Consider the following 25,888-nt stretch of genomic DNA (forward strand, 5'->3'; position numbering starts at 1 on the left):
TAAAGGTTTTATTTAATCAAAAAGCTCTGCTACCTGTATATCTAAAATATCAGCTATTGCAAATAGTGCATTCAGTGTAATTTTTGTTTGCCCTAATTCTACTTTGCTATATGCATTTTGAGATACATCCAGCTTAGCTGCAATCTGCCCCTGCGTTAACCCTTTTAATTCCCTTTGAGCTCTTAACTTCTCGATGATTGGGTTGGTCCTATCATGTTTTACGCTGTATTTCATTAGTATTTAAAAGCAATTTTTACGGTTTTTGCTGCTTTTAAGTTTCATTTTTGAGTATAGGAGGCGTTTACATGGTTATTCGCCTGGTAAAAATTGTTTATTAACTCATAAGGCAATATGCGAACTACAAATAATCATCATCGTAAACAAAATATATTCTTTCACGTTTTATTTCTATTTTCTGCTTTGTTTCTAGTGAAATATGACGCCAGCCGACAACTCAAGCTTAAATGAACAAAAAATTGCTGCCAGCGACGAGCGTTTTCGGGCTCTGGTAACAGCCACATCCGATGTGATTTATAGCCTAAGTGCCGACTGGAGTGTGATGTATGAATTGGATGGACGCGGATTTTTAAAAGATACCCATGAGCCTATAACAGGCTGGCGGTCCCAAAATATTTATCCGGAAGATCTTGAAAAAGTAAATATAGCTATTGAAGAAGCTATAAAAGAAAAAAAAATATTTCAGATGGAACACCGGGTATTACGGGCTGATGGTACCCCCGGATGGACGTTTTCGCGTGCGGTTCCCATTTTGGATGATAATGGAGAGATAGTGGAGTGGTTTGGTGCTGCCAGCGATATTACAGAACGCAAACAGGCCGAAGAAGCATTGCAGGAAACCAGGGATCGCTCTGAAAAACAAAAACGTTTATATGAAACCATCACATCAGGTACCCCGGATCTGATGTATGTATTTGACCTTAAATATCGCTTTACTTATGCAAACAGCGCCCTGCTTGCCATGTGGGGCAAAACCTGGGATAATGCCATAGGAAAAGGTTTATTGGAGAATGGATACGAACCCTGGCATGCCGAAATGCACGAAAGGGAGATAGACCAGGTTAAAACAACCAAACAACCTATCCGTGGTGAAGTATCATTTCCGCATGCTACCTTAGGCAAGCGGGTTTATGATTATATTTTTACACCGGTTTTTAATGATGAGGGTGAAGTTGAAGCAATAGCAGGTACAACCCGTGATATCACTGAGCGCAAGCATTGGGAGCAAACATTAAAACGAAGCTCGGATGAATTACAAGCCATCAACGAGGAAATGACCGCCTCGAACGAAGAACTGGCTTCTACCAATGAAGAGCTAATCTCAACAAATGATGAGCTGGCCTATGTTAACCAGCAATTAAAGGAGGCTCAGCAGAAAATTGAAGAGGGTGAGACAGCGCTTCGCCTGGCACTCGATGCCGCCAATTTCGGTACCTGGTTTATCCACTCGGTTACGCGGGAATTTATTACTGACGCCCGTTTGAAAGAACTGTTTGGCTATTATCCTGATGAAGACCTTTCCATTGAGCAGGCTATAGCACAAATTACCGACGAATATAGGGACTATGTATCAGCTAAATTGGAAGATGCGATTTATAATGATGGTGATTACGACGTCACCTATCCGGTTATCGGTTTGCATGATAACCAGTTGCGCTGGCTACGTGCCATCGGGAATTTGAAAGCAGACCCTTCGGGCGCTTTTTCGGCATTTACAGGAGTAGTTATGGATATTACCGACCAGTACCTCGCTACCCAGAAAGTTGAAAGGGCCGAAGAAAGCTTGCGTATGGCCGTCGACGCCGCCGGCCTGGGCACTTATTTTATTAACGCTACCGATAGGATATTTTATCCTTCACCACAATTAAAAGAGTTTTTTGGTTTTAAGCCCGACGAAACAGTTCCATATGAGGCTGCTATCAATCAGATACATCCCGATTACAGACAAAAGGCTGCCGATATGGTTGAAGCCGCTTTTACAAAGGGTGAACGGTTTGATATGGAATATCCGGTAATTGGTTTTCATGATGGAAAAATACGATGGGTACGTGGAGTAGGTACAATGCAACGTTATGATGGCAAAGACTTTTTTACCGGTGTATTGCATGATATTACAGAAAGTAAGCAAGACGAAATACGTAAAAGTGATTTCATCGGGATGGTAAGCCATGAGCTTAAAACACCGCTCACCTCTTTAAACGCTATTATACAAGTTGCAAATACCAAACTTAAAAATAGCGAAGACCAATTTTTAGTAACAGCAATGGAAAAAGCCAACCTGCAGGTAAGAAAGATGAGCAATATGATCAACGGCTTCCTGAACATTTCCCGACTCGAATCGGGCAAAATACTGATCGAAAAAAGCCATTTTAATATAGAAGAACTGGTGAGGGAAATTACAGAGGAGCAGCAATTAAGCGTAACCAGCCATCACATCAGCACAGCGCAATGCTCGGCTATAAATGTTTATGCAGACCGGGACAAGATCAACTCGGTTATTTCAAACCTGATCAGCAACGCGGTTAAATACTCACCCAAGGATACAACCATATATATCGATTGCAAAACAAGTGGTAACGAGGTTATCATAAGTGTAAAAGACGAAGGGATTGGTATTAAAGCGTCTGACGCAGACAAGATATTTGATCGTTATTACCGTGTGGAGAGCAGTAACACCCGCCATATTTCCGGCTTTGGAATAGGGTTGTATTTAAGTGCTGAAATTATCCAGCGCCATGGCGGCCGTATCTGGCTCCAAAGCGAACCAGGCAAAGGAAGCACGTTTTATTTTACATTGCCGCTGGCAGATCACTAAATTTTTTTTTAATTCAATTGTAATTCCAGCTTCCCGGCATCTTCCATAGGTATGGTAAAGTAAAAAGTTGTGCCTTCTCCCTGGGTGCTGTCTACCCAAATTTTTCCATTGCTTTTTTCAACCAGGTCTTTACAAAATAAAAGACCCATGCCTGTGCCCGATTCATTTCGGGTTCCTGTGGCACTGTCAACACGGTTTTTAAACAGTTTAGCTTGTTGTTCGGCAGTCATACCTGTACCGGTATCGCTTATCGATATCAGCACATCGTTATCTTGTCTCACGGCCGAAATGGTAATACTGTCGCCATGTCCTGAAAATTTTATGGCATTTGTAACCAAATTTCTAACCACAATCCTAACTGAATTGGGGTCAGCCAGCGCCGTTAAAATGGTCGCTTATATCATCAATCATAGTAAATACCTTTTAATGCTGCCTGTTCCTTATAATTAACGTACTCTATATCAATAATATCGTTGATAGAAAACTTTTTTGTAGCGCCTGTGATAGTTTTCCATTTGGCTGTTGATCCAGAATAGCAGGGTATCCAAAAAAATCGGAGGTGTAATCCAGTTTACTAACTACCGACCGGTATCATCGCTAATAATTCATCATGCGAAATGCTGTCATCCTCCAACAATTTAAACAAACCACGTAAAGTGCTTAATGGCGAACGCAGGTCATGTGCCAATATGGATATTAAACGATCCTTTAATTTGTTCAGTTCATTCAATTCTTCTGCCTGCACATTCAAATCTACCTTTTGCTGTGATACTTCCTGGTTTTTTTCACTAAGCTTGGCATTAATCTTCATCTGGTTATGCTTTTGGGTATAATACAAACCGATGATAAATACCATAGCTACTGAAGCGATCAAAAATATGATGTTCAACAACCGCTGGTCGCGTATTTTTTGCTGGTAGAGCAAGGCGCTTGCTTTTTGCTGCAATAACTGCTGCTGCTCCTTGTTAGCATAGTTATATTCAGTATTATATAAAGTAAATTTCTGTACGCTTTCATCCTTGCGGGCGCTGAACTTCATTTGATCGAGGGCCTGCTGTGCAAAAAAAGGCTTCCTTGTACCATCTGCAGGCCGCCCAATGCCTGTATCCATTGCACATAGGCAGGTGTGCGCATCAAAATACTACCAATATGGTCCGACCATGATTTGGCCTGTAAGGGCATAATTGTAAGCCTGTTTATAATCTTTGTTAATATTATAAATACTGTGCAATTGCTGTAAGTGCTTCTGCACGGTCACCATCCAATTGATTGGCAATGCCTAAGTTTAATGCTTGTTGCAGATAATTTAAAGCGGTAACGTTATGCTTTTTATAAAGATAGCACAAGCCAAGGTCGCTGTAAATCTGGCTGATACCGTCTTTATTATCCTGCTTCAGGTTTATAATTAAAGCTTCGTTTAAATACTTTATCGCTTCATCATATTTACCTTCAGGTAAAAGCACCTCGCCAATGTTTTCTTCAACAATAGAAATACCGCCAATAAGCGCGTGCCTGCGTAAACATAACCAACGCTTTGGCATAATACTCCAGTGCTTTAGGATAAATATCCATGTTCTGCAGCAGGTAGCCAATGTCGTTATAATCGTTAGCTATTCATTTTTTTTATCGTGCAGCTTGTTATCTATATTTAATGACTTAAAGTAATAATCAAGCGCTCTTGAATACGACCCCATGCCGTTATATAACATTACCAAAATCCAGGTAAAGGCGAGAGAATACCCGACAATTGCTTTAGTTTTAAGTTTTGCAGTAAGCGACCTGTTGTAGTAGAATAAAGCTTTTTGGAAATCACTGTTTTTGGCAATAGAGGTCACCAAATATCTTATCACAAACACTTAGGCCCGAAATGTCAATTACCGCTTGTGTAAATAGCTGTACTTTGGTTTAAATTTGATATCGCTAACTGGTATTTCCCCTGTGTTATATAAATAGCCGCGGATGCCGCCAAACCATCGGCAATACCTTTGTTGTAGTTCATTTTGCGGGAAATACGTACGGCCATATCGCCATAATAAACGCTGCTATCCGGGTAGCTGCTCTGGTACGCATTGGCCAGCCTGTTCAGATCGTTAATTTTACTGGTATCGTTATCCTTTTTTTTGTTGGCGATGGATTTTAACAGCTCGTTACGCAAACTATCTGTTTTGCTATGGAAGTGAGCAAAGCATATATTGCCCGAAAAAATCAGTAAAAAAATTAACAGTAATTTAACTTTCATTTTAATAAAAAAAACAGCGTTACGAGGTCAATTGAGCACATTTTAGCAGTGATCTTAAATTTTCGAGTGTTTTAAATTGCTATATGTAAGTGATTTATACGTAAAACAGACAGTTTAAGTTGTAAATTAAATTAAGACAAAAAATAGTTTCCGTAATTGAAAGTGCAATAAAAAAGCCCCTTAAAATTTAAGAGGCCTTGTATTATTGTGTTGTAAACTTCTTTATATTAACATATTCAATAAAATTGATTACCATATCCACTTTTAGCCAAAAACAAATGAAAGTCTTTTATTTTCAGAATATCATATATAGCTTGGTTTTTGTTTTTGCTTTGCTTGTAATATGCCTGCGTGATTTTATAACCGATATAGTAACCTAAATCTTTGGGACGAGCAATGGTAGCCCGGTTGTAGAGCCAATTGCTCATATCGCTCCCATTCATTTCTTTTTCAAACTGCAACCATAATTCCCTTTGGTGCTCTTCGCCATATTTAAAAGCTACCGGGTTAGTATTCGCACCCGATATTAGTTCGCCAATAAAATCCGCGCTGCCCTCTCTAATAGCTGCACCCAAAAGATTAAGACTACTATCCACATAAATTTGCTGGTAATGAATAAGCTCATGTGATACTATAACTGGTAACGCTTTTATTCCATGAGATAAAAGCGCTATTTTAAACGGTGGGTAAACACTATCAAAGTTGCTATTGGAATCAGCAGTCATTACTTCAGTGCCGATTAGCAAGCCTGTTGTGTCAGATTTTCCTCCTGAACTCAAATCGCCCATTAGGAAATAAACATCCGGAAATTGCACTGCAGGGTAAATCTCTTTAAGTTTTTCCATTGATGCGCGCATCTGTGGTTCAAAGGTATTTACTTTATAAGTATTAGCTCGAACGGATGCATAGTATAACTGGTATTTTTTTACCGAATGGGCCAAATTTTGTGCACCATTAATACTTAGTTCATTTAGCTTTTTTAAACCCGGTGTGCCATTATCAATATAGCGTTTTAATATAGCAACCCGGTCAGCAGTATCTAGGTTACAAGAATCAAAAGCCATCCAAAACCTTGGGATGTCATCAGTTATCAACCTTACCTTAGCGGGATTTGTTGTACGCAAAGGTTTTTGAGCAAACAATACAACAGGAAAAATAGTAAAGATAAGGAGCAGGTAATTGTGTTTCATCTCAGTTCCAAATATTTCTATTACGACTGTTTCTGCTTCGAATTGTTACAGCACAATAAAAAAGCCCCTTAGAAAATTAAGGGGCTTTTTAAAATGAATATAGTTACTGCTTATGCCAGCGAAGCCATGTCAATAACAAAGCGGTAATGTACATCACCGGCAAGGGTACGTTCATAGGCTTCGTTGATCTGATCTATATTGATCATTTCTACATCCGAAGTAATGCCATGCTCGGCACAGTAATCCAGCATTTCCTGGGTTTCTTTAATGCCGCCTACTAATGAACCTACAACGCTGCGACGGTTACCAATTAAAGCAAAAGCATGCACAGTTGATGGCTCCGGCGGAACGCCTAATAATACCATCACGCCGTCGGTGCCTAATAAGCTTAAATACTCATTATAATCATGCGGGGCCGATACGGTATCAATAATAAAATCGAAGCTGTTGACCAGCCTTTTCATATTTTCAGGATCGGTTGTTAGCTCAAAATTGGTAGCACCAAGTTCTGTAGCATCCTTAGCTTTGCTTTTTGAGCGGCTTAAAACGGTTACAATCGCACCCATTGAGGCTGCCAGTTTAACTGCCATGTGGCCTAAGCCGCCTAAACCTAAAACAGCTACTTTATCACCGGCTTTAACATTCCACTTTTTTAACGGAGAATACGTAGTGATACCCGCGCATAACAAAGGCGCAACTTTTTCTAAAGGTAATTTATCCGACACGTGCAGCACAAAACCTTCGGTAACTACAATATGGCTTGAGTAACCACCATAAGTAATGGTTTTTTTATCCTGTGAGTAGGAGTTGTAAGTTTGGGTATGGCCATTTTCGCAATATTGCTCCTTGTGGTTTTTGCAATTGTTGCAATGCCCGCATGAGTCAACAAAACAACCCACGCCAACTGTATCGCCAACTTTAAATTTACTTACCGAGTCGCCTACACGGGTAACTTTACCCACAATTTCGTGCCCGGGCACTACCGGGTACATTGATCCCTGCCATTCATTACGGGCGGTATGAATATCGGAGTGGCAAACGCCACAATATAAGATCTTGATTTCCACGTCGGTTGATCCGGGTTCGCGGCGGTCGATCTGGAATGGGCCTAATGGTTTTTCGGCGCTTTGCGCCGCGTACGCTTTTACTGCTTTCATAGTGTATTTATTTATGTTTGATGTTCTTTTTTAGTTGTAAAATTAAGTTTTACTATACTTTTACTATCATTTTGCCTTCATTTCTACCCTCAAAAAGACCAATAAAAGCTTCGGGCAGTTGATCAAATCCTTCCATCACCGTTTCTGAATAGGTGAGCTTACCATCTTTTAACCATGCGGTTAACTGTGATACGCCTTCAGTAAATTTATCGGCATAATCCGCTATTAAAAACCCGCGGATTGACAATCGTTTATATACAACTAACGGTAAAAGTCTTGGGCCAATCTGGGTTTCGGTATCATTATAATTTGATATAGATCCGCAAACGGCAATACGGGCATTGTTATTCAAATTGTTTATCACTGCATCAGATATTTCTCCGCCTACGTTATCAAAATAAACATCTACACCATTGGGGCAAACAGCTTTTATAGCAGCGTTGATATCCGGAGTTGTTTTGTAATTGATAGCATCATCAAACCCGAATTTACTTTTTAAGAGTTCAGTTTTCTCATCTGTTCCTGCAATACCTATTACCCTGCATCCCGATATTTTACCTATTTGCCCGGCAATGCTACCCACAGCGCCGGCGGCTCCGGATACAACTAAGGTATCGCCGGGTTTGGGTTTGCCAATATCCAGCAAAGCAAAATATGCCGACAAGCCTGTTGTGCCAAGCACACCTAAATAAGCGCTAAGCGATGCATCGTGGTTATCGATCTTTGATAACCCTGTTCCATTTGATAACTGGTATTCTGCCCAATTAAGGTAGCCGATCACATAATCGCCTGCCGTAAAGCTTTCGTTTTTTGAATCGATAACCCTGGCTACAACCTTTGATGCCACGGGTTCATTTAACTCAAACGGCGGACTGTAAGTTTTAGACATTTTGCCGCGCAGATAGGGGTCTACCGAAATGTAAATGGACTTTAACAATAATTCACCCAAGTTATTTACAGGTATTTGTTGCTCAATAATTTCAAAGTCAGTTGCTTTAGGTAAACCATTCGGCCTGCTTTTTAAATGTAATACCTTATTCATTTTTTTTTATTTTTTCCATGGGGTTATAATCCATGGATCATAAATTATTAAATTTTTAATCTCTTACTTTGTTCAATAAGCTATTTAACAGCTCAGCATCAACATCACTCATATCAAAACCTATCTGGTCGAAAAGCTCGCGACCTTTTTGCTTTACCTCGGCGCCTTTTTGTGTTAGTTTAATATACACAATCCGCTGATCGGTTAGGTTGCGTTCTTTGGTGATGAGCCCTTTTTCCATCAGCTTATTTAACAGGCGTGACACATTGGGCATACGGTCTATCAAACGTTCGCGTATTAAGTTCACGGTAGCGGTTTTTTCCGGCTGCCCGTCCAAAATACTTAGCGCGTTTAGTTGCTGCAGCGAGAGGCCAACTGGTTTTAAAGCAATGGCAATTTCATTCAGCAACCAATTTGCAGTGAAAATAATGTTAATGCCCGCTTTATGATGCGGAGTTAAGAAATGCTGCTGCTTTATTTCATTCTCTATTTTCACATGGCAAAAATATATAATCCATGGAATATATTTCCCATGATATTAATATTTTATTTTTACCAGTAAATTTTAGATTGTTGTATTGTAAAAACCAATTAGTGTATGCACAGCCTTAAATAAGCTTAGCTTTTTTTTTATTTAACTGTAGCGAAAACGGGGAGCGATTATTGCCATACATAACATATGGAAGACCGAACGCGACAAAAGAAGCTGCTGATAATTGAAGATGATGTTGATATACTTGAAATACTTGATTGTATTTTTTGTGAAGAAGGATATCAGGTAGTATTATCTGAAACCGGATTTGAAAGCGAAGATTTGTCGATGATAAACCCGGATCTGATCCTGCTTGATCTGAGGCTTTCAAGTACAGGCAGAGAAGGTGCCACAATCTGTATGCGTTTAAAATCTAAGGCCGAAACTTGCCATATTCCAATTATTTTATTATCAGCTGAACGCGACATCAAACAAGTTTGTACGGATTGCGGCGCTGACAATTACCTCAGTAAGCCTTTTGACATTGATCAGCTTACGGTGATGGTTAACAGTATGGTGAAAAATTAAAAGGTTTAGTTATCTTTATAAAATCCCCTAATTATTTATTTCGATGATAGATACTCTGAGTTCGAAGCGCAATAACGTCAAGATAATTGGTGAAGCAAAGCAAGTCATGCTTTTTGCTCATGGATTTGGTTGCGATCAGCGTGCCTGGAATTTTATTAAGGACGCGTTTGTCGCAGATTACAAATTAGTTTTGTTTGACTATACAGGTTCGGGGCAATCCGATATCAGCCAGTATAGCCACGAAAAATATAACAGTCTGGATGGTTATGTTCAGGATGTACTCGATATCTGCGAAGCGCTTGAATTGACAGATATCATATTTATAGGGCATTCAGTTAGCAGTATGATTGGCCTGTTAGCCGCGATCCGCAAACCAGAATACTTTTCGAGGTTGATTTTTATCGGCCCGTCTCCACGCTACATTAATACTGCTGATTATAAGGGTGGCTTTGAAAAACAGGACCTTGAAAATCTGTTTGACTTTATGGATAATAATTACCTGGGTTGGTCAAGCGCTATGGCACCTACTATAATGGGTAATCCCGACAGGCCCGAATTGGGTGAATTCCTGACGGATAGTTTCTGTTCCACCAATCCGGATATTGCCAGGGATTTCGCGAGGGTAACCTTCTTTTCAGATAACCGCGCGGATTTGTCAAAATTGAAAATAAAAAGTTTAACCTTACAATGTTCCGAAGATATTATTGCACCGCTTGCGGTTGGGAATTATGTACACGAAAATATTTCAGGCAATGAATTTGTATTGCTAAACGCAACAGGCCACTGTCCGCACATCAGCGAACCGGCCGAAACCATAGCGGCTATAAAAAAATTTTTAAACAATAACGGTTAATGGAGAGTGAAATGTTACGTTCGCTCATTGATGCCGAACAATTATATCAAAACGCTCGTGCGGTTACTTTTCACTTTCTACAGAAGGTAAAATTGTAAAAATTAACAACACGTTGCTTAATTGGCTGGGTTACACCGAGGCAGAATTAATTGATGAAAAGTTTGCTAAGTTACTATCTAAAGGTGGCCAGATGCACTATGAGATGTTCTTTTTGCCGGTAGTAAGCATGAGCAAAGCTGCAAAAGAATTTAGTTATGAACTGATCCATAAGGATGGCTCATTAATGGCTGTTCTTTTAAACGCCTCGGCTATACTTGATAAAGAAAATAAAGTAATAGCTATAAATGCAGTTGCTACCGACACAACTGAGCGAAAAAATTACGAAAAGGAATTACTACGGTCAAAACGGATTGCGGAACAGGAAAAAAAACGACTGGAGTTTATGGCAGATCTGGTTCCCGAGATAATCTGGAGCGCGACTGCCAAAGGTAATATCGATTATGTGAACGCCCGTTTTTGCCAGTATTTCAATTGTAACGGCAGCGATACCCGCGCTTCTTTTATTTTGTCAAAAGTTCATCGTGATGACCTGAAAAGCTTATTGCAGATTTGGTATAAATGCCTTTCAACAGGTGACCATTTGCAAAAGGAGATCAGGCTAATTAACCGCGATGGTATGTATGAATGGCACTTGTTAAAAGCTGCTTTATTTTTGGATGAGGACGGGAACATGACCAACTGGTTTGGCTCATGCGCCAACATTAATGAACATTTAAAGGCCTTGAAAAAAAAGGATGAGTTTATCAGCATTGCCAGTCATGAATTAAAAACACCCATCACCAGTTTAAAGGCCGTGCTGCAATTGTTGGATAGAATGAAGAATGACCCGTCACATAAAATGCTGCCCTCGCTTATCGAAAAGGCCAACCGTAATATTGATAAGGTTAATTCATTAGTTGAAGATCTGCTGAATGCCAGCCAGCTAAACCAGGGTTCTTTACATCTGAATAAATCATTGCTAAACCTTGCGGAACTGATAGGCGATTGCGTACATCATATTCGTATTGAACAGCGTTATGAGATAATTACTGAAGGCGATAAAAGTTTACAGGTATTTGCAGATGAAGGCAGGATTGAGCAGGTAGTGACCAATTTTATTACCAATGCCATTAAATATGCTCCGGAAAGCAATCAAATAATTATACGTTTAAAAACCGCAGGTTCCGATATAATAGTTGAGGTAAGCGATAAGGGCACGGGTATTTCCGCCGAAAAGATCCCGCATTTGTTCGACCGTTATTACCAGGTTGAAAATAATGGTAGCAAGTACTCAGGTTTGGGTTTGGGGCTATTTATTTGTGCTGAGATTATAAAAAGGCACGGCGGCGAGATAGGTGCCAAAAGCATACTTGGCGAAGGCAGTACCTTTTGGTTCAGCCTGCCGGGATAGTCATTCATTTAAGCAGTTTTTTTTGTGACGGCGAAAAAAAAATTTTCTTTTTCGCCGGCGCACGCGTGCCCTTGTCAATTTCACCGCGTTAGTGATTGCAGCGGATACCAGACCTGCGGCTAAGGCTTGCAGGCGTATGAGCGGAAAGCACGACCCGTCTCTACCGGCGGGAATGCCCGAAGCTTCTGTCAAAATTAATAGATTCTGTTACAAATTCCATGGATTCAGTTATTTTTATTTAGGCGTCCCGGCCACATCTTTGTTATATAAAAATAAACACCATGAAAATAATAGTAACAGGCTCATTGGGTTATGTTGGCAAACCGGTGACCGAACAATTGGTCGCAAAAGGACATGCGGTTACCGTGATAACCAGTAATGCCGCTAAACAAAAAGATATTGAGGCACTGGGCGCCAAAGCAGCCATCGGTAGTATGGACGACGCTGACTTTTTAACGCAAACTTTCGCCGGTGCTGATGCCGTTTATTGTATGCTTGCGATAACAGGCGATTTTGCCGATCCCGCTAACACTGTTCACACAATAATTGAAACCGCCGGCAAGGTAGCCAATAATTATGTACAGGCGATTGAGCAGTCAGGTGTAAAACACGTGGTATACCTGAGTACCGTTGGCGCAGATATGATTAAGGGCAGTGGCTTGCTGATTATGCATCACAATGCGGAAAATACCTTAAACAAGCTGCCTGCGCATATCAGCATTTCGTTTATGCGTCCGGTTGGATTTTACAAAAACCTGTTTGCGCAGATCAGCGCTATTAAAACCCGTGGCGTAATCGCTTCAAATTACGGCGGGGATGACTGTGCGATCATTGTTGCGGCTGAGGATATCGCATCGGCAATTGTAGAAGAACTGGAATCAACCACCCCCGGCAGAAAAGTGCGTTACATAGCAAGCGAAGAACTTACCTGTAACGAAGTAGCAAGTATTTTGGGAGAAGCCATAGGCAAGCCTGACCTGCAATGGATAACTATTAGCAACGAACAGCTATTAGGCGGGATGAAAGCCTTTATGAATGAGAGTATTGCCAAAAGTTTTGTTGAAATGAACGCCAGCATCCATAATGGCAAAATTTACGAGGACTATAACAAGCACAAACCAGTATTAGGAAAAGTAAAGCTGAAAGAATTCGCTAAAGAATTTGCGGCGGTTTATAACAACCAATAATTGTATCTTTAATCATGGCCGCTACAGAACCAGCAAGAATCAAATCCATTACCGAGCTTCACTGCCTGATGGGCTTGCCGCGACCTGAGCATCCGCTTATCAGCTTGATCAACCTGGAAGAGGTTAAACGCGCGGCGGGTAAAGGGTCGGGAAATATGGTGTTTGATTTTTATTGTATTTCGTTAAAGCGGCATTGCCAAGGCGCAATGAAATATGGTCAGCACAAATATAATTTCCGGGATGGTATCATGTACTTTATGGCACCGGCGCAGGTATTTGGGCGAATAGTAAAGGACGAAACTAAAGTGTCAAGAATGTCGGGGTGGGTATTGTACATCCACCCTGATTTTTTTTGGAACACACCCCTTGCCAAAGGCATTAAAAAGTATGCGTATTTTGATTATTCGGTAAACGAGGCCTTGTCGTTAACAGAAAAAGAGGAAGCCATCATTATCGGTATAATGCAAAATATCCAAACGGAATATTTAGCCAATACCGATAAATTCAGCCAGGATATCATCATTTCGCTGATCGAAGTTTTGCTCAATTATGCCGACCGCTTTTACCACCGCCAATTTCTGACTCGCAAAATCGAGCATCACCAAATCCTCGATCGTTTGGAAAATATTTTGGCAGATCACTTTAATAACGATCAATCGCTAAGTAACGGTTTACCCAGCGTTCAATTTGTTGCCGATAAACTGAATATATCGGCCAATTATTTAAGCAGCCTGCTCAAAGTGCTGACAGGCCGCAACACTCAGCAACACATCCAGGATAAGATGATCGACAAAGCCAAACAGATCATTTCCACCACCGAGCTTTCGGTAAGCGAGATCTCCTACGAGCTGGGCTTTGAACACCCGCAATCGTTCAGTCGCTTGTTTAAGGCTAAAACCGGGTTGTCGCCTTTGGCGTTTCGGCAGGCGTTTAATTAATCTATCCGGTCGAATGCTGGTAATTGATCGATGCTTGCGGTGATCTCCGCCTTTAATGGCCCTTTAAATATTTTACCATCCTGCGCCTTCCATTTTCCTTTTGGGAAGATGACAGTGCGGGTGGTAGTTTTATCAAGGATAGGCGCAACCATCAGTTTATCGCCCATCATAAACTGGTCCTTTACTTCGGCAAGCCCTTGTGCGGGGAAAACGTATTCCAAATTTCGCACAACCGGTTCGCCGCTTTGGGCGGATGCTTTTACGGTTTGCATAATGTAGGCGGTGTATTTTTTACGTATAGCCACCGCGCTTTTTACTGCCGATAGATGTTGCTGGTCAAGTATCCGCCACGGCGCTACGGAAAATTGCATCATAGGCATCAAGGCGCTGCATTCAGCAGAGCGTACAACCAGGTCCTGGTCGTATTTGGCAAGGCCGATGAACGAGCCATACTCGCCGCCGCCTATCATATCCGGACAGGTGAACTGGTAGCCCAGCAAGCCCGCGGCAGTAACATTGGGGATGAGTTTTTTAAGATCGTTCCAGTTATGTTTTTTATCGCGCAGGCGTTCGGCTAAAGGCTGGCCGCCGCGTTTCCACATAGCACGATACTCGTTCAGCCTAAAATAATTACCGAATGTGCCCCACAGTTCGCACATTTCGTTGGCGTTCTTTTTTTGATAGGTGAGGATGTTGCCAGTGTAAAACTCAATATCTCCGGCATCAAACTTAAAGCCGTCCACGCCGTAAGCTGAACGCATGCCATCCAATTGCTTTTTATACCATTCCTGCGCGGCGGGATTGGTAAAATCAAGGCAGGTGCTATAGCCGTTCCACCAGCTGATGATGGCAGGTTTGCTGGCATCGGCCCATTTAAGGTTAGGGTTGCCGTTGCTATCCATGATCAGGAGTTTCTGGTCATTCAAATCACGGAAGATCTGGGTATCCGATGAAATAAACGGACTAACCCATACCATCACCTTAAAACCTAAACGGTGCAGCTCGTCAATCATCGCTTTGGCATCCGCAAAACGGTCTTTCCTGAAAGCGAATTTGCCATAATAATCGGCCCAGTTATCATCTATCATCAAAACTCCCGGCGGAAAACCGTTGTCGATTATCGCATGCGCATATTTTAAAATATCGGTTTGGTTCTGGTTATACACTAATTCTATCCAGGTATTATACTGCGGGCGGGCGAACAAAAGGCTATCCGGCATCAAGCCGCTGGCCTTAAACTCAGCACGGCTTGCAGCTTTGAACGCATCCGCCAAAGTTTTACCGGAAGTGTGCAAGCTTACGCTATCACTGCTACCCGAGATCACCACCTCATTAGCCGAAATCGTAAACTTAAACGGCTGGTCGCTCCAGATATACCTGCCCATGCTCGACAGCAACAACGGCGCCGACTGGTTATCATTGTTATATCCCGCCAAATTATAGCTGTATCCCGGTTGGTAGGGTGCCTGGCTGCCTTCATCAACCGTGCCGCCATACCATTGTTCGCCTTTTAATAGCTTGAAATGTTGTTCATGCTGTGCCGAAACAATAAGCGGTATCAGCATAAAAAAAGCGGAAATAATTTGACTGGTGAGTTTTTTGATGCACATGGTTTTATTTGTCGTTTATACAGTTATTTAAAAAAGACTAATATAAAGAATAAATTGCGTGCGCGCACACATTTAGAACAAATATTTTTTATTTCCCTTCGAAAGTTAGGTATAATTCTGGCTGGCGAAAGAACTGAGATATTGCTATTAGTATACTTTGTACAATAAACTTCAGACAGCGGGGGAAACGCCCAGAAATCAAAGTTAGGCGCAGGATACACACCCCTAACTCCTTTTATGCGGTTATACCTAATATTAAAATATAATGCTTGGTTTACAATTCATTAGCTATATTTGTTAGTTGAAAAAACTGGCCGCCCTTTAATTAAATCCTAATTTTTTTACGTTGATAGATATTCAAGCATATATAGATAGTGGTACCCTTGAACAGTACTGCCTGGATTTGTTCAACACCGGCCTTGAACAGGAGGTTATGGCTTTACGTGCGGCTTATCCGGAAATTGCGAAAGAACTAAATGCCATTGAGCTGGCCCTCGAAAATTTTGCTGAAAGCCAGGCTGTTGAGCCAAAACCACAGCTAAGAGATAAGATATTTGCCACCCTAAACTTTCCCGGTGAGGTTATCGATCTGGAAAATTTGCCGCTTACCAGTAAATATTCCAACTATCAAAGCTGGTTAGCTGCTGTGGAGCACCTTATCCCATCCGGGCCTTTTGAAGATTTTTTCGCAGAGCTATTACAGCAAAACGACAAAATAGCGCAAACGCTGGTTATCACAAAGCTAAACGTACCCGAAGAGCTACACGAAGTGGTTGAAGAAAGTTTTTTTATTTTAAAAGGGACCTGTACCTGCACTGTAGGGAAAGAAATATTTACCCTTAATGCCGGTGATTACCTGAATATACCGCTCTTCACCAATCACGATATTCGGATAGACTCTCCTTATGTTATCGCGATATTGCAGCATAAGTTCAGTTAATTATAACAATAAAGTTTTAGCTTATAGCCTGCCAATTTACAACCTGATTATAATGACTTACTAATATAATATACACCTGGTATCAATCCGTTTTTATCTAATCCGAATGCAGTTAAATCACAGCTCCAATCCCGAATTATTAAAGCTTATTTGCTGCAAATCCAATGCCGGTGCAGAGGCGTTGTATGATCAATATGCAAGTGTAATAGGTTTAGTGATATTCAGGATCGTACAGCAAAAGAAAACGACTGATATTTTGCTGGAGAAAACCATTTGCCAGATATGGAACACCGCCGAAGACTATAATGAGCATGAAATGCCTTTATTGGCCTGGATGTTGAAAATCGCTAAAAACCTGGCGAATCAGCATATGGCTAACGGGGTTATTAGCGCTTAAAGAACTTACTGTTCCGCTTTCAGGCGACGAAACACACCCCTAACCCCTCTCCGGAGGGGAATTTAACCTTCAACGGTATTTTTTCCATTACAACTCTATTTTAAAAGTTTTAAATGTTAATTTAACAGCTTGTTTAATGACCTGTTAAATTAACTGACTATATGAATTATAAATTTTACCGATCGACACCCGCGTTGGTGTGCTTTTTATTGCTGGTATTTTGCACCATAACGGCAAGCGCGCAACGCCAAAAAACACATTGGGCAACCGATGGCTACCAATATTACCGCAACATGGGCGGCTCCATTGTTGAGCTGGATACCCGCGATTCCGCCAAAAAAACTGTGATCCTTAGTGCCGAAGCGCTTACGCCGCCGGGGCAAAAGCAACTCAGCGTTTCTAATTTCGTGTTTTCGGAGGATGGCAAAAAGGTGCTCATCTTCACCAATACCAAAAGGGTGTGGCGCTACAACACCAAGGGCGATTACTGGATCTATGATATTACAGCCAAAACCTTAACCCAACTGGGTAAGGGCAGGCCGGCATCTTCGCTGATGTTTGCCAAACTATCGCCGGATGGCACCAAAGCCGCCTATGTAAGCGAGCATAACCTGTTTACCGAGGACCTTGGCACAGGCGCCATCAAACAATTAACCTTCGACGGTTCAACCAAGCTCATCAACGGCACTTTCGACTGGGCGTACGAGGAAGAGTTCGGTTGCAGGGACGGCTTCAGGTGGTCGCCTGATAGCAGGGCATTGGCCTACTGGCAGATCGACGCCAGCAAGATCAAGAATTACCTGATGCTGAATACTACTGATTCAATATATCCTTTCGTGGTGCCGGTGGAGTACCCGGTAGCAGGCGAAAACCCAAGCTCGTGCAAAATTGGCGTGGTTGATGTAAACACCGCCAAAACTACCTGGATGAACATCCCCGGCGACCCGATCCAGCATTATATCCCCCGCATGGAGTGGACAACCGACCCTAACGAGCTGATCGTAGAGCAGGAAAACCGCGCGCAAAACGAAAGCCACATCATCGTGGCCAATGTATCCAACGGTACGGCACACATCATCCACCAGGAAACCGACAAAGCCTGGATCGATGGCAAAGAACGCTGGAACGGCGGCGACCCGATGGGCTGGGAGTGGATAGATAAAGGCAAGGCTTTCCTTTGGCTGAGCGAAAAGGACGGCTGGCGACACATTTACAAAATTGACCGCGACGGCAAGGAAACCCTGCTGACCAAAGGAAATTATGATGTGATCACCCTAAGCCTGATTGATGAGGCTAACGGCGTGCTTTATTTTATGGCTTCGCCGGATAATGCTACCCAAAAGTATCTGTATAAAATAAGCATCAACGGTGGCAAAGCCGAGCGTGTTACCCCGGTTGATGAGCAGGGCACCAACGGCTACGAAATTTCGCCGAACGGTAAGATCGCGCTGCATAACTTCAGCAATATTTATACTGCTCCGCTAAGCGAGGTGATCAGTTTGCCGAACCATGCGCACGTTAGCGGTAAGATCATCAAACTAAACACCACCGCTAAAAATAAACCGGAATTCTTCAAAGTAAAAACCGCCGACGGTGTTGAAATGGACGGCTGGATGGTTAAACCCACCAACTTTGACCCAACCAAAAAATACCCGGTTGTATTTTATGTATACAGCGAACCTGCGGGCGCAACCGTAACCGACTCTTACGGCACAGGCCGCAACGGAGAGTATGTAGGCAACATGGCTGATGACGGATACATCTACATTTCGCTGGACAACCGTGGCACGCCGGCACCAAAAGGCAGGGAGTGGCGCAAGTCCATCTACAAAAACGTAGGTATCGTAAACATTGAGGACCAGGCCATGGGAGCCAGGGAAATTTTAAAATGGCCTTATGTAGACAGCAGCCGCGTAGCGGTTTGGGGCTGGAGCGGTGGCGGATCATGTACGCTTAACCTGATGTTCCAGCACCCGGAGATCTATAAAACGGGGATAGCCATTGCCGCGGTGGGCTGGCAGCTAACCTATGATAACATTTACCAGGAACGCTACATGGGCGTACCGATAGACAGCGCGAGCCGCCAGGTTTTCATCAACGGATCGCCGATTACCTATGCTAAAAACCTGCGTGGTAATTTGCTGTACGTACACGGCACCGGTGATGATAACGTACACTACAAAAATGCCGAAATGCTGATCAACGAGCTGGTTAAATACAACAGGCAGTTCCAGCTGATGTCGTACCCTAACCGTACGCATGGTATTTTTGAAGGCCCGGGTACTACGGAACACCTGCGCACTTTGTATACCCAATATTTGAAGGAACATTGTCCTCCGGGAGGGAGATAGGCTTTAATATCATATCAAAAGCGGATGATCGAAAGGTTATCCGCTTTTTTTTTGTGCGATAATTTGATCTATTAATGGGTATCCCGCCGCGCTACCGCAAGCGTCTCGCTTGTGGGTTGATGTAGTTCCAAATCGATGTTTTAACCTTGCATTTTTACCACAAGCGGGACGCTTGCGGTAGCCAAGAGAAAGATGGCCATCGCGCTTATGCTTCGGGTGCCTGATCATGACAGCCCGCGGAATGGTGGAGATGACCCCCACTGGTTTAAGAGTTAGCGCAGCACTCTTAATTCCATGATAAAAAGCAAAGACTCCGTCTGGCTTATGAAACGAAAAGGTTTTTCAGTTTAAACGAACATAATTTCAAAGAACAAATCCCCCGCTTTCACAAGCAGGGATCAACCGGTTACCTACAAATTTCGACAAATGGTTTGGGATAAGTACTGACACTGTTTTGTCAGTAGGCAGCATAACCTGCCTTTATTTACTTATTATTTACTCCTGAAAGGTGTAATCAAATACTTGATTTACAAGTCTGTTGCGTTAAATTTTGCGTATTATGTGAAAGTTTATAAAAGATATAGTTAACCCCACTTAGCCCCGTTAAAAATTTGAACCCGCTGCTGATAAAACACATTATTGTTTATTTAGATCATAAATACCAGAATTTTTTTGAGCCTGCCCAAAAGTCTACTATAGATTATATCAACATTAATGAGCACGGCCTGGTAACCTTTAAGCACGACATCGTGCTGGACAAAAAAATATACGAAGAAATGAAAAGGCTTTTTGAGGTTATAAGCTGAAGTTACGGGGTTTAGTTTCGTTGATAAATTTGTTACAATTCAAGCAGCGTTCAGAGTTAAAAAGCGATAAAATAAACAGCATATACCCTAACCCCCTCGAGAGGGAAATTTACTTAATAACTTTTACCGGTTTCTTATGCTCGTCAATAGCCACCAGGGTAAAGTTGCCATGCACTGCCAGCTCGCGTCCCTCGGCGTACATTTGCTCTATGTAAATTTCCACACTCACACCTAAACTGGTATTGCCTACGTGGCTCACACGGGCTATCAGCTCCACAAAGGTGCCTGCGGGTATCGGTTTTTTAAAGTCGATCTTGTCGCTGCTTACGGTCACCATCAACTGCCTGCTAAAGCGGGTTGCGGCTATAAAGGCCACCTCATCCATCATACGCATGGCTTCGCCGCCAAACAGGGTATCGTAGTGATTGGTAGTATTGGGGAACACGGTTTTAAACACGTGGGTTTGCGAGGCGTTGATTCTTTCTTCTAAAGTCATGTTGCAAGTTTAATAAACAGGCAGGATAATTCCTGCCTGTTTATATTATTTAGCTAACGGATTCAGTAACCGCGGCACGCATTTCTTTGGCGGCGGCTACCATTTCTATCAGGGCGCGTTTGGTTTCGTCCCAGCCGCGGGTCTTGAGGCCGCAGTCCGGATTTACCCATAGCTGTTGCTCAGGAATAACCGCTTTGGCTTTCTTAAGCAGGTTAACCATTTCTGCCGAGTTAGGCACGCGGGGCGAGTGGATATCATATACACCCGGGCCGATCTCATTAGGGTATTTAAAGTCGGCAAATACGTCCAGCAATTCCATTTGTGAGCGGGAGGTTTCGATGGTGATCACATCCGCGTCCATATCGGCAATGTTCTGGATGATGTCGTTAAATTCGGAGTAGCACATATGCGTGTGAATCTGGGTGTCATCCTGCACACCGCTGGCAGATATGCGGAATGCCTTAACCGCCCAGTCGAGGTAAGTTGCCCAATCCTGTTTGCGCAAAGGCAGGCCCTCGCGGATAGCAGGTTCGTCTATCTGTATGATCTTAATGCCAGCCGACTCTAAATTAACCACTTCATCGCGGATAGCCAAAGCGATCTGCGTGCAGGTTTCCGAACGCGGCTGATCATTCCTAACAAACGACCACTGCAGTATGGTTACCGGGCCGGTTAACATACCCTTCATCCATTTATCAGTCAGCGATTGCGCGTAGGCCGACCATTTAACGGTCATAGCTTCCGGGCGCGACACATCGCCGTAGATTATAGGTGGCTTAACGCAGCGGCTGCCGTAGCTTTGTACCCAACCGTTAGCGGTAAAGGTAAACCCGGCTAATTGCTCGCCGAAGTATTCCACCATGTCGTTACGCTCAAATTCGCCGTGTACAAGAACGTCAAGATCAATTTCTTCCTGCCATTTAACTGCTTTTTGAGTTTCTTCCTCTACCAGGGTATTGTATTCTGCTTCGGTGATGGCACCTTTCTTCAAATTGGCACGCCAGCTGCGAACTTCTTTAGTCTGCGGGAATGAGCCGATAGTTGTTGTAGCGAACAAAGGCAAATTCAATAACTGGTTTTGCAATTGCTTACGAAACGGGAACTCATGCAGGCGATTTGCATCAGCATCAGTTATTTTGCTCACACGATCTTTTACTGCCGGGTTGTGTATCAGCGTTGAATTACGGCGGGTAGCGTTTACATGCTGGTTTTCGGCTAACTGGTATTGGTAACTTACCCCCGGTTTGTCCGACGCCAGGTTTTTCAGGGTTACTGTCTCGCTTACTTTTTGTTTGGCAAAGGCAAGCCATTGTTTGATCTCGGGAGTAAGAATTGCTTCATTGGTTTCATTTTTTAAATCGCATGGCGAGTGGATCAATGAACACGAAGGCGCTATCCAAACACGGTCGTCACCCAACTTTTCTTTTGCTTTTTTGATGATAGCCAATGATGCGTCGAAATCGTTCTTCCAGATGTTGCGGCCATCTACCAAACCTAAGGATAGTATAGTGTCGCTGTGTAAATGCGTAATCACTTCATCCAGTTGCTGCGGTGCACGCACTAAATCAATGTGTAGGGCATCAACCGGCAGCGAGGTTGCCAACTCGGTATTGTCACCCAAACGTTCGAAGTAGGTAGATAGGGCAAATTTTAAATTCGGGAATGTTTTTCGCAGGTATTTGTAGGTGTCGCGGTAAACTTGTTGGGTTTTCTCATCCAGGTCTAAAGCCAGGCAGGGCTCATCAAACTGGATCCATTCGGCTTTAAGGTCCTGTAGTTTTTTCAGGATATCCACATAAACCGGCAGCAGGTTTTTTATCAGGCTTATCTTATCAAAACCAGCCTCTTTTTCCTTGCCTAATAACAGGTAGGTTATCGGGCCTATTAAAACCGGTTTTGTGATGATACCTAATTGCTTGGCTTCATAAAACTCATCTATTATCTTCGTACTGAACAGCTTAAACTGCTGGTCTTTATAAAATTCAGGCACAATATAATGGTAGTTGGTATCAAACCACTTGGTCATTTCCATGGCCGTAATATCCAAACCATCCTTTTGATAGCCTCGGGCCATGGCAAAGTACAGGTCAAGCTCGGTATTGCCTTTGGTGCGGATCACATCATAATAACGCTGCGGAATGGCGCTAAACATCAGCGAATGATCCAATACCTGGTCATAAAACGAGAAATCGTTTGATGGTATCAGGTCGATGCCTGCATCTTTTTGTATCTGCCAGTTCTCATGGCGAATGTTTTTTCCCACCTGCAATACATTGCTGTACGCGGTTTTGCCTGCCCAATAGCTTTCGCAGACTTTTTTTAGCTCACGCTGACTACCAATGCGCGGGTAGCCCAAATTTTGTGTTAGCATTTCTTTTAATTGATTAAATAAATTAAACCTGTTAAAAGCCCTTTAGCTAAACTTCAATATAATGCCTGCGAATAAAGTAGCGGAGAGAAAATGGAGCGGGAGCGGGGGGCATAGTTTGCCCAACAACTCAAAAAAATACCATAACCTGACCAAAAGCTTCATACCGCGAAAGCATTGTCAATTCAGTACATGGCAGGTCTCCTGACTTGTAACATTTTTGCCGCCCTTCCCATCCGCCATTGGCGAACAGTGGGCATAACCCTGGCAAAAACCTTTTTTGTTACTTACAGTTGCGCGACAGCTCGTGATTTACACACGATTCCCTATTAATCTACAATTAAGTAAAACCTATACCGGTTGATGAAGAAATAAAGTAAAGAACTTATATTGGTGTAAAGATAGGGAATAGGAATGAGTTTTTATGAGAACAGTTTTTTACCTACCAATAGGTTGTAAGCGGGAGTGACGATGGTTTTGTGTGAATAAAGTGAACGGAATAGTTACAAAAGTTTTGGAACATTAATGTTTGCTTTTACGTTAATACGCACATGGCACAATAAATGCTCCAAAAATCAGTATTATTAATTAAAGATTAATTGAATGATAAAAAAGACGGTGCTGATCATTGAGGATGATCCGGATATATTAGAAACAATTGAACTGGTACTTTCCGGAATGAATATTCATGTAATGAGTGCGCCTGAGGCTCTGCTCACTACAGAGATTTATACGCTTTCGCCCGACTTAATACTATTGGACCATTGGTTACATAACAAGTTAGGCGGTGACCTATGCCTTGCCCTTAAAACAGATCCCTTCACTAAGAAGATCCCCATCATTATGATGTCTGCGGATTTAAACATCGCCAACGTTGCCCGTTACAGCCTTGCCGATGCCTATTTGGCAAAGCCCTTTGACGTAGATACCCTGATCAATCTTACCCAACAATTTTTGGGTGAAGAGGTCGGTAGTTGGGGTAACTAGGTAAGATATTTAAAAAACAACTAAGGTTGTAAGTTATCAATTAGTTGATCAATATTATCAGCTGTTCACGCCCGGAATGATGATGGCGTAGCTTTGGTTTGCCGCTTAAAAAAATGGTTAAAATGCGCCGGCTCATCAAAACCTAAGCAAAAGCTTATTTCGGCAATGTTCCAGTTGGTATGTATAAGAAGCGCTTTCGCTTCGCTTAAAATGCGGCTTGATATTAAACTGGTAGTGGTTTTGCCAGTTGTGGTACGGATAGCGCGGTTTAAATGGTTTACATGCACGCAAAGCAACTCTGCATAATCTTTAGCCGAACGCATGGTAAGCTTTTGCGACGTTGATTCTATCGGGAATTGGCGCTCCAGCAGGTCGTTAAATATGGCGGTTATCCGCGAATTGGCGTCGGTGTATTGATGCAGGGTTTCGGACGGTTGCATTTTTAGCGCGAAATGCACCATCTCCATAATATAACTGCGGATGAGGTCGTACTTAAAAGGGTAATCTGAAGCTATTTCTGCTGTGATCTTTTTAAAGATCTCCTCTATCTGCCCGTCCTGAAGATCGTTTAATACATAGCCGGTTTTAGCGCCCGACAAATACATGGGCAGGTTTTTGATCTGGCTACGAATATGGTCACTAAAAAAGCCTTCCGTAAAAATGCAAAAGTAGCCCGTGGCATTTGCCGTTATGCGTTCAAACTTGTACGGCACCTGCGGGTTGAAAAACAATAGCGTTGAACCCGACACTTCCATGCTCTTCTCTGCATAATGGAAAATATGGTTCCCGCGGATCAGCATAACCTTATAAAAATCCCTGCGGGTATACCTAACCGGGGTAGTTGAATGCAGGGTTTGTTCAAGGTTAAACACGTTGAAGTGCCCCGTATCCGTATTTAGCACAGCGGGCACTTCACCATGTTTCTGCTTATAAAATTCTTCGAGTGTTTCCGGGGCAGCCATCTTACTAAATTAAAACATTTACACTTTATAATCAGTACTGAAAGAAAGTTCTTTCCATTGCTCCAGTTCTGCCTTTATTAATTCTAATTTAGCATTAGCCCGGTTATAGGCATCGGTACCCATAAACAAACGAACCGGAGGATTAGGGTTTTCAGCTAAAGCGATAAAAACCTCGGCCGCCTTATCCGGGTCGCCTGCCTGTGCACCATTCATCGTTTGATAGCGTACATGGGAATCACGAACAGCTTGGTAGGCATCGATCTTGTTTTTAGATACCACCAACGATTCCTGGCTTAAAAACCTGGTGCGGAAAGCACCCGGCTCAGCAACAGTTACTTTGATGCCAAAGTCGCGCACATCCTCAGCCAAAACCTCGCTAAAACCAACAACGGCAAACTTGGTAGCGGCATACATGCTCCAGCCTGTAGCGGCAGCAAAACCGGCTATAGATGCGATGTTAATAATGCTACCCGAACGCTGTGCACGCATAAGCGGTAACACATGCTGAACCACGTTAATGGTAGCGAAAATGTTGATGTCAAAGCTATCCTTTATTTCTTGTTCGGTTAACTCTTCTGCTGCCCCGCCGATGCCGTAACCCGCGTTATTCACTACCACATCAATACTGCCAAAATGCTTTTTTGTCCTCTGGATGGATTCCCAGATGCAATCTGTATCAGCCAGGTTAACTTCCAGGGCTAAAAAATCAGGATGATCACCCACAGCTTCCTGCAATTGCGCTGCCGACCGTGATGTTGCCGCAACACGGTAATCATTAGCCAATAATTTTTTCACCAGTGATAAACCTAATCCTTTGGACGCGCCGGTAACATACCATACTTTTTTTGTACTCATATTTTTTATTGCGATTTGATGGTACAAAGGTGGTGATAAACTGTAGCATTCAGTTTGCTCGTATCAAACCAATGCTTGTATAATTCAAACAATTTATGATTTTCGCTTTTTGATAAAGGGAAGAAGATTACCGCATTAATTAGCAAGTTGTAATTAAATTAACTACT

Annotated in this window: 26 protein-coding genes and 1 riboswitch; of the genes, 11 read left to right on the forward strand and 15 right to left on the reverse strand. The window is 42.6% G+C overall.

What is annotated here, in order from left to right; all coding sequences use genetic code 11:
* Positions 1-12: 12 nt before the first annotated feature.
* On the reverse strand, positions 13-234 hold the full coding sequence (locus tag ACYZ0U_RS05485) for a helix-turn-helix domain-containing protein (RefSeq protein WP_461450656.1): 222 nt from the start codon (positions 232-234) through the stop codon (positions 13-15).
* 202 nt (positions 235-436) lie between these two features.
* On the opposite strand from ACYZ0U_RS05485, the gene ACYZ0U_RS05490 reads away from it, so the two are divergent.
* On the forward strand, positions 437-2,833 hold the full coding sequence (locus ACYZ0U_RS05490) for a PAS domain S-box protein (protein WP_461450658.1): 2,397 nt from the start codon (positions 437-439) through the stop codon (positions 2,831-2,833).
* Between the two features lie 8 nt (positions 2,834-2,841).
* Here ACYZ0U_RS05490 and ACYZ0U_RS05495 read toward each other — a convergent pair whose 3' ends face one another.
* From ACYZ0U_RS05495 to ACYZ0U_RS05535, 9 genes are all read right to left on the reverse strand, one after another.
* Positions 2,842-3,222 carry a sensor histidine kinase gene (locus ACYZ0U_RS05495; RefSeq protein WP_461453687.1) on the reverse strand — a complete coding sequence of 127 codons (381 nt, stop codon included), beginning with the start codon at positions 3,220-3,222 and terminating at the stop codon, positions 2,842-2,844.
* A gap of 185 nt (positions 3,223-3,407) precedes the next feature.
* On the reverse strand, positions 3,408-3,944 hold the full coding sequence (locus ACYZ0U_RS05500) for a histidine kinase dimerization/phospho-acceptor domain-containing protein (protein ID WP_461450660.1): 537 nt from the start codon (positions 3,942-3,944) through the stop codon (positions 3,408-3,410).
* A 103-nt stretch (positions 3,945-4,047) separates the two neighbouring features.
* Positions 4,048-4,374 carry a tetratricopeptide repeat protein gene (locus tag ACYZ0U_RS05505; RefSeq protein ID WP_461450662.1) on the reverse strand — a complete coding sequence of 109 codons (327 nt, stop codon included), beginning with the start codon at positions 4,372-4,374 and terminating at the stop codon, positions 4,048-4,050.
* Positions 4,375-4,443: 69 nt separating this feature from the next.
* Complete coding sequence (locus ACYZ0U_RS05510) at positions 4,444-4,689, reverse strand: hypothetical protein (RefSeq protein ID WP_461450664.1); 246 nt, start codon at positions 4,687-4,689, stop codon at positions 4,444-4,446.
* A gap of 14 nt (positions 4,690-4,703) precedes the next feature.
* Positions 4,704-5,072 carry a hypothetical protein gene (locus ACYZ0U_RS05515; RefSeq protein ID WP_461450666.1) on the reverse strand — a complete coding sequence of 123 codons (369 nt, stop codon included), beginning with the start codon at positions 5,070-5,072 and terminating at the stop codon, positions 4,704-4,706.
* 236 nt (positions 5,073-5,308) lie between these two features.
* The gene (locus tag ACYZ0U_RS05520; RefSeq protein WP_461450668.1) at positions 5,309-6,262 is read right to left on the reverse strand and encodes a DUF2268 domain-containing putative Zn-dependent protease; all 954 of its coding nucleotides are present in this window, start codon (positions 6,260-6,262) and stop codon (positions 5,309-5,311) included.
* Between the two features lie 110 nt (positions 6,263-6,372).
* A complete protein-coding gene (locus ACYZ0U_RS05525) occupies positions 6,373-7,419 on the reverse strand; it encodes an NAD(P)-dependent alcohol dehydrogenase (protein WP_461450670.1) in 1,047 nt (348 codons plus the stop codon).
* A 52-nt stretch (positions 7,420-7,471) separates the two neighbouring features.
* On the reverse strand, positions 7,472-8,461 hold the full coding sequence (locus ACYZ0U_RS05530; RefSeq protein ID WP_461450672.1) for an NADP-dependent oxidoreductase: 990 nt from the start codon (positions 8,459-8,461) through the stop codon (positions 7,472-7,474).
* A gap of 55 nt (positions 8,462-8,516) precedes the next feature.
* A complete protein-coding gene (locus tag ACYZ0U_RS05535; protein ID WP_461450674.1) occupies positions 8,517-8,957 on the reverse strand; it encodes a MarR family winged helix-turn-helix transcriptional regulator in 441 nt (146 codons plus the stop codon).
* Positions 8,958-9,140: 183 nt separating this feature from the next.
* Between ACYZ0U_RS05535 and ACYZ0U_RS05540 the strand changes: the two genes are divergently transcribed.
* From ACYZ0U_RS05540 to ACYZ0U_RS05560, 5 genes are all read left to right on the forward strand, one after another.
* On the forward strand, positions 9,141-9,521 hold the full coding sequence (locus tag ACYZ0U_RS05540; protein WP_461450676.1) for a response regulator transcription factor: 381 nt from the start codon (positions 9,141-9,143) through the stop codon (positions 9,519-9,521).
* 43 nt (positions 9,522-9,564) lie between these two features.
* The gene (locus ACYZ0U_RS05545; protein WP_461450678.1) at positions 9,565-10,374 is read left to right on the forward strand and encodes an alpha/beta fold hydrolase; all 810 of its coding nucleotides are present in this window, start codon (positions 9,565-9,567) and stop codon (positions 10,372-10,374) included.
* A 43-nt stretch (positions 10,375-10,417) separates the two neighbouring features.
* Positions 10,418-11,824, forward strand: coding sequence for an ATP-binding protein (locus tag ACYZ0U_RS05550; protein ID WP_461453688.1), 1,407 nt, complete (start codon positions 10,418-10,420; stop codon positions 11,822-11,824).
* 281 nt (positions 11,825-12,105) lie between these two features.
* Positions 12,106-13,011, forward strand: a complete 906-nt coding sequence (locus ACYZ0U_RS05555) for an NmrA family NAD(P)-binding protein (protein ID WP_461450680.1) — start codon at positions 12,106-12,108, stop codon at positions 13,009-13,011.
* A gap of 14 nt (positions 13,012-13,025) precedes the next feature.
* The gene (locus ACYZ0U_RS05560) at positions 13,026-13,949 is read left to right on the forward strand and encodes a helix-turn-helix domain-containing protein (protein ID WP_461450682.1); all 924 of its coding nucleotides are present in this window, start codon (positions 13,026-13,028) and stop codon (positions 13,947-13,949) included.
* On the opposite strand, the gene ACYZ0U_RS05565 is transcribed toward ACYZ0U_RS05560, so the two are convergent.
* Positions 13,946-15,559, reverse strand: coding sequence for a glycoside hydrolase family 31 protein (locus tag ACYZ0U_RS05565; protein ID WP_461450684.1), 1,614 nt, complete (start codon positions 15,557-15,559; stop codon positions 13,946-13,948). The two genes, ACYZ0U_RS05560 and ACYZ0U_RS05565, sit on opposite strands and share 4 nt — an antisense overlap.
* A 346-nt stretch (positions 15,560-15,905) precedes the next feature.
* Between ACYZ0U_RS05565 and ACYZ0U_RS05570 the strand changes: the two genes are divergently transcribed.
* From ACYZ0U_RS05570 to ACYZ0U_RS05585, 4 genes are all read left to right on the forward strand, one after another.
* Positions 15,906-16,499, forward strand: coding sequence for a cupin domain-containing protein (locus ACYZ0U_RS05570; protein ID WP_461450686.1), 594 nt, complete (start codon positions 15,906-15,908; stop codon positions 16,497-16,499).
* 106 nt (positions 16,500-16,605) lie between these two features.
* Positions 16,606-16,896 carry an RNA polymerase sigma factor gene (locus tag ACYZ0U_RS05575; protein ID WP_461450688.1) on the forward strand — a complete coding sequence of 97 codons (291 nt, stop codon included), beginning with the start codon at positions 16,606-16,608 and terminating at the stop codon, positions 16,894-16,896.
* A 161-nt stretch (positions 16,897-17,057) separates the two neighbouring features.
* On the forward strand, positions 17,058-19,247 hold the full coding sequence (locus ACYZ0U_RS05580; protein WP_461450690.1) for a S9 family peptidase: 2,190 nt from the start codon (positions 17,058-17,060) through the stop codon (positions 19,245-19,247).
* 611 nt (positions 19,248-19,858) lie between these two features.
* Positions 19,859-20,053, forward strand: coding sequence for a hypothetical protein (locus tag ACYZ0U_RS05585; protein ID WP_461450692.1), 195 nt, complete (start codon positions 19,859-19,861; stop codon positions 20,051-20,053).
* 109 nt (positions 20,054-20,162) lie between these two features.
* Here ACYZ0U_RS05585 and ACYZ0U_RS05590 read toward each other — a convergent pair whose 3' ends face one another.
* Together ACYZ0U_RS05590 and metE are read right to left on the reverse strand one after the other, a co-directional pair.
* Positions 20,163-20,549, reverse strand: coding sequence for an acyl-CoA thioesterase (locus ACYZ0U_RS05590; RefSeq protein ID WP_461450694.1), 387 nt, complete (start codon positions 20,547-20,549; stop codon positions 20,163-20,165).
* A 49-nt stretch (positions 20,550-20,598) separates the two neighbouring features.
* Positions 20,599-22,920 (reverse strand): 5-methyltetrahydropteroyltriglutamate--homocysteine S-methyltransferase, encoded by a 2,322-nt coding sequence (gene metE, locus ACYZ0U_RS05595; protein ID WP_461450696.1) that lies wholly within the window; start codon positions 22,918-22,920, stop codon positions 20,599-20,601.
* 173 nt (positions 22,921-23,093) lie between these two features.
* Positions 23,094-23,287: riboswitch (cobalamin riboswitch) on the reverse strand.
* A gap of 233 nt (positions 23,288-23,520) precedes the next feature.
* Between metE and ACYZ0U_RS05600 the strand changes: the two genes are divergently transcribed.
* Positions 23,521-23,904, forward strand: coding sequence for a response regulator (locus ACYZ0U_RS05600; RefSeq protein WP_461450698.1), 384 nt, complete (start codon positions 23,521-23,523; stop codon positions 23,902-23,904).
* 65 nt (positions 23,905-23,969) lie between these two features.
* Here the strand turns inward: ACYZ0U_RS05600 and ACYZ0U_RS05605 are convergent, their stop codons facing one another.
* Positions 23,970-24,866 carry a helix-turn-helix domain-containing protein gene (locus tag ACYZ0U_RS05605; protein ID WP_461450700.1) on the reverse strand — a complete coding sequence of 299 codons (897 nt, stop codon included), beginning with the start codon at positions 24,864-24,866 and terminating at the stop codon, positions 23,970-23,972.
* Positions 24,867-24,884: 18 nt separating this feature from the next.
* Positions 24,885-25,721: an SDR family NAD(P)-dependent oxidoreductase gene (locus ACYZ0U_RS05610; RefSeq protein ID WP_461450702.1), complete on the reverse strand. Its 837-nt coding sequence runs from the start codon at positions 25,719-25,721 to the stop codon at positions 24,885-24,887.
* Between the last annotated feature and the right edge of the window lie 167 nt (positions 25,722-25,888).

Source organism: Mucilaginibacter sp. (genome assembly GCF_965225845.1).
In the GTDB taxonomy this organism is placed as follows: Bacteria; Bacteroidota; Bacteroidia; order Sphingobacteriales; family Sphingobacteriaceae; genus Mucilaginibacter.

What these genes read in the sequence shown, in the direction of transcription:
- ACYZ0U_RS05485 (WP_461450656.1), bottom strand. Translation starts at nt 234, where the DNA reads ATGAAATACAGCGTAAAACATGATAGGACCAACCCAATCATCGAGAAG.
- ACYZ0U_RS05490 (WP_461450658.1), top strand. Translation starts at nt 437, where the DNA reads ATGACGCCAGCCGACAACTCAAGCTTAAATGAACAAAAAATTGCTGCC.
- ACYZ0U_RS05500 (WP_461450660.1), bottom strand. Translation starts at nt 3,944, where the DNA reads ATGGATACAGGCATTGGGCGGCCTGCAGATGGTACAAGGAAGCCTTTT.
- ACYZ0U_RS05505 (WP_461450662.1), bottom strand. Translation starts at nt 4,374, where the DNA reads ATGCCAAAGCGTTGGTTATGTTTACGCAGGCACGCGCTTATTGGCGGT.
- ACYZ0U_RS05515 (WP_461450666.1), bottom strand. Translation starts at nt 5,072, where the DNA reads ATGAAAGTTAAATTACTGTTAATTTTTTTACTGATTTTTTCGGGCAAT.
- ACYZ0U_RS05520 (WP_461450668.1), bottom strand. Translation starts at nt 6,262, where the DNA reads ATGAAACACAATTACCTGCTCCTTATCTTTACTATTTTTCCTGTTGTA.
- ACYZ0U_RS05525 (WP_461450670.1), bottom strand. Translation starts at nt 7,419, where the DNA reads ATGAAAGCAGTAAAAGCGTACGCGGCGCAAAGCGCCGAAAAACCATTA.
- ACYZ0U_RS05530 (WP_461450672.1), bottom strand. Translation starts at nt 8,461, where the DNA reads ATGAATAAGGTATTACATTTAAAAAGCAGGCCGAATGGTTTACCTAAA.
- ACYZ0U_RS05540 (WP_461450676.1), top strand. Translation starts at nt 9,141, where the DNA reads ATGGAAGACCGAACGCGACAAAAGAAGCTGCTGATAATTGAAGATGAT.
- ACYZ0U_RS05545 (WP_461450678.1), top strand. Translation starts at nt 9,565, where the DNA reads ATGATAGATACTCTGAGTTCGAAGCGCAATAACGTCAAGATAATTGGT.
- ACYZ0U_RS05555 (WP_461450680.1), top strand. Translation starts at nt 12,106, where the DNA reads ATGAAAATAATAGTAACAGGCTCATTGGGTTATGTTGGCAAACCGGTG.
- ACYZ0U_RS05560 (WP_461450682.1), top strand. Translation starts at nt 13,026, where the DNA reads ATGGCCGCTACAGAACCAGCAAGAATCAAATCCATTACCGAGCTTCAC.
- ACYZ0U_RS05565 (WP_461450684.1), bottom strand. Translation starts at nt 15,559, where the DNA reads ATGTGCATCAAAAAACTCACCAGTCAAATTATTTCCGCTTTTTTTATG.
- ACYZ0U_RS05575 (WP_461450688.1), top strand. Translation starts at nt 16,606, where the DNA reads ATGCAGTTAAATCACAGCTCCAATCCCGAATTATTAAAGCTTATTTGC.
- ACYZ0U_RS05580 (WP_461450690.1), top strand. Translation starts at nt 17,058, where the DNA reads ATGAATTATAAATTTTACCGATCGACACCCGCGTTGGTGTGCTTTTTA.
- ACYZ0U_RS05590 (WP_461450694.1), bottom strand. Translation starts at nt 20,549, where the DNA reads ATGACTTTAGAAGAAAGAATCAACGCCTCGCAAACCCACGTGTTTAAA.
- metE (WP_461450696.1), bottom strand. Translation starts at nt 22,920, where the DNA reads ATGCTAACACAAAATTTGGGCTACCCGCGCATTGGTAGTCAGCGTGAG.
- ACYZ0U_RS05600 (WP_461450698.1), top strand. Translation starts at nt 23,521, where the DNA reads ATGATAAAAAAGACGGTGCTGATCATTGAGGATGATCCGGATATATTA.
- ACYZ0U_RS05605 (WP_461450700.1), bottom strand. Translation starts at nt 24,866, where the DNA reads ATGGCTGCCCCGGAAACACTCGAAGAATTTTATAAGCAGAAACATGGT.
- ACYZ0U_RS05610 (WP_461450702.1), bottom strand. Translation starts at nt 25,721, where the DNA reads ATGAGTACAAAAAAAGTATGGTATGTTACCGGCGCGTCCAAAGGATTA.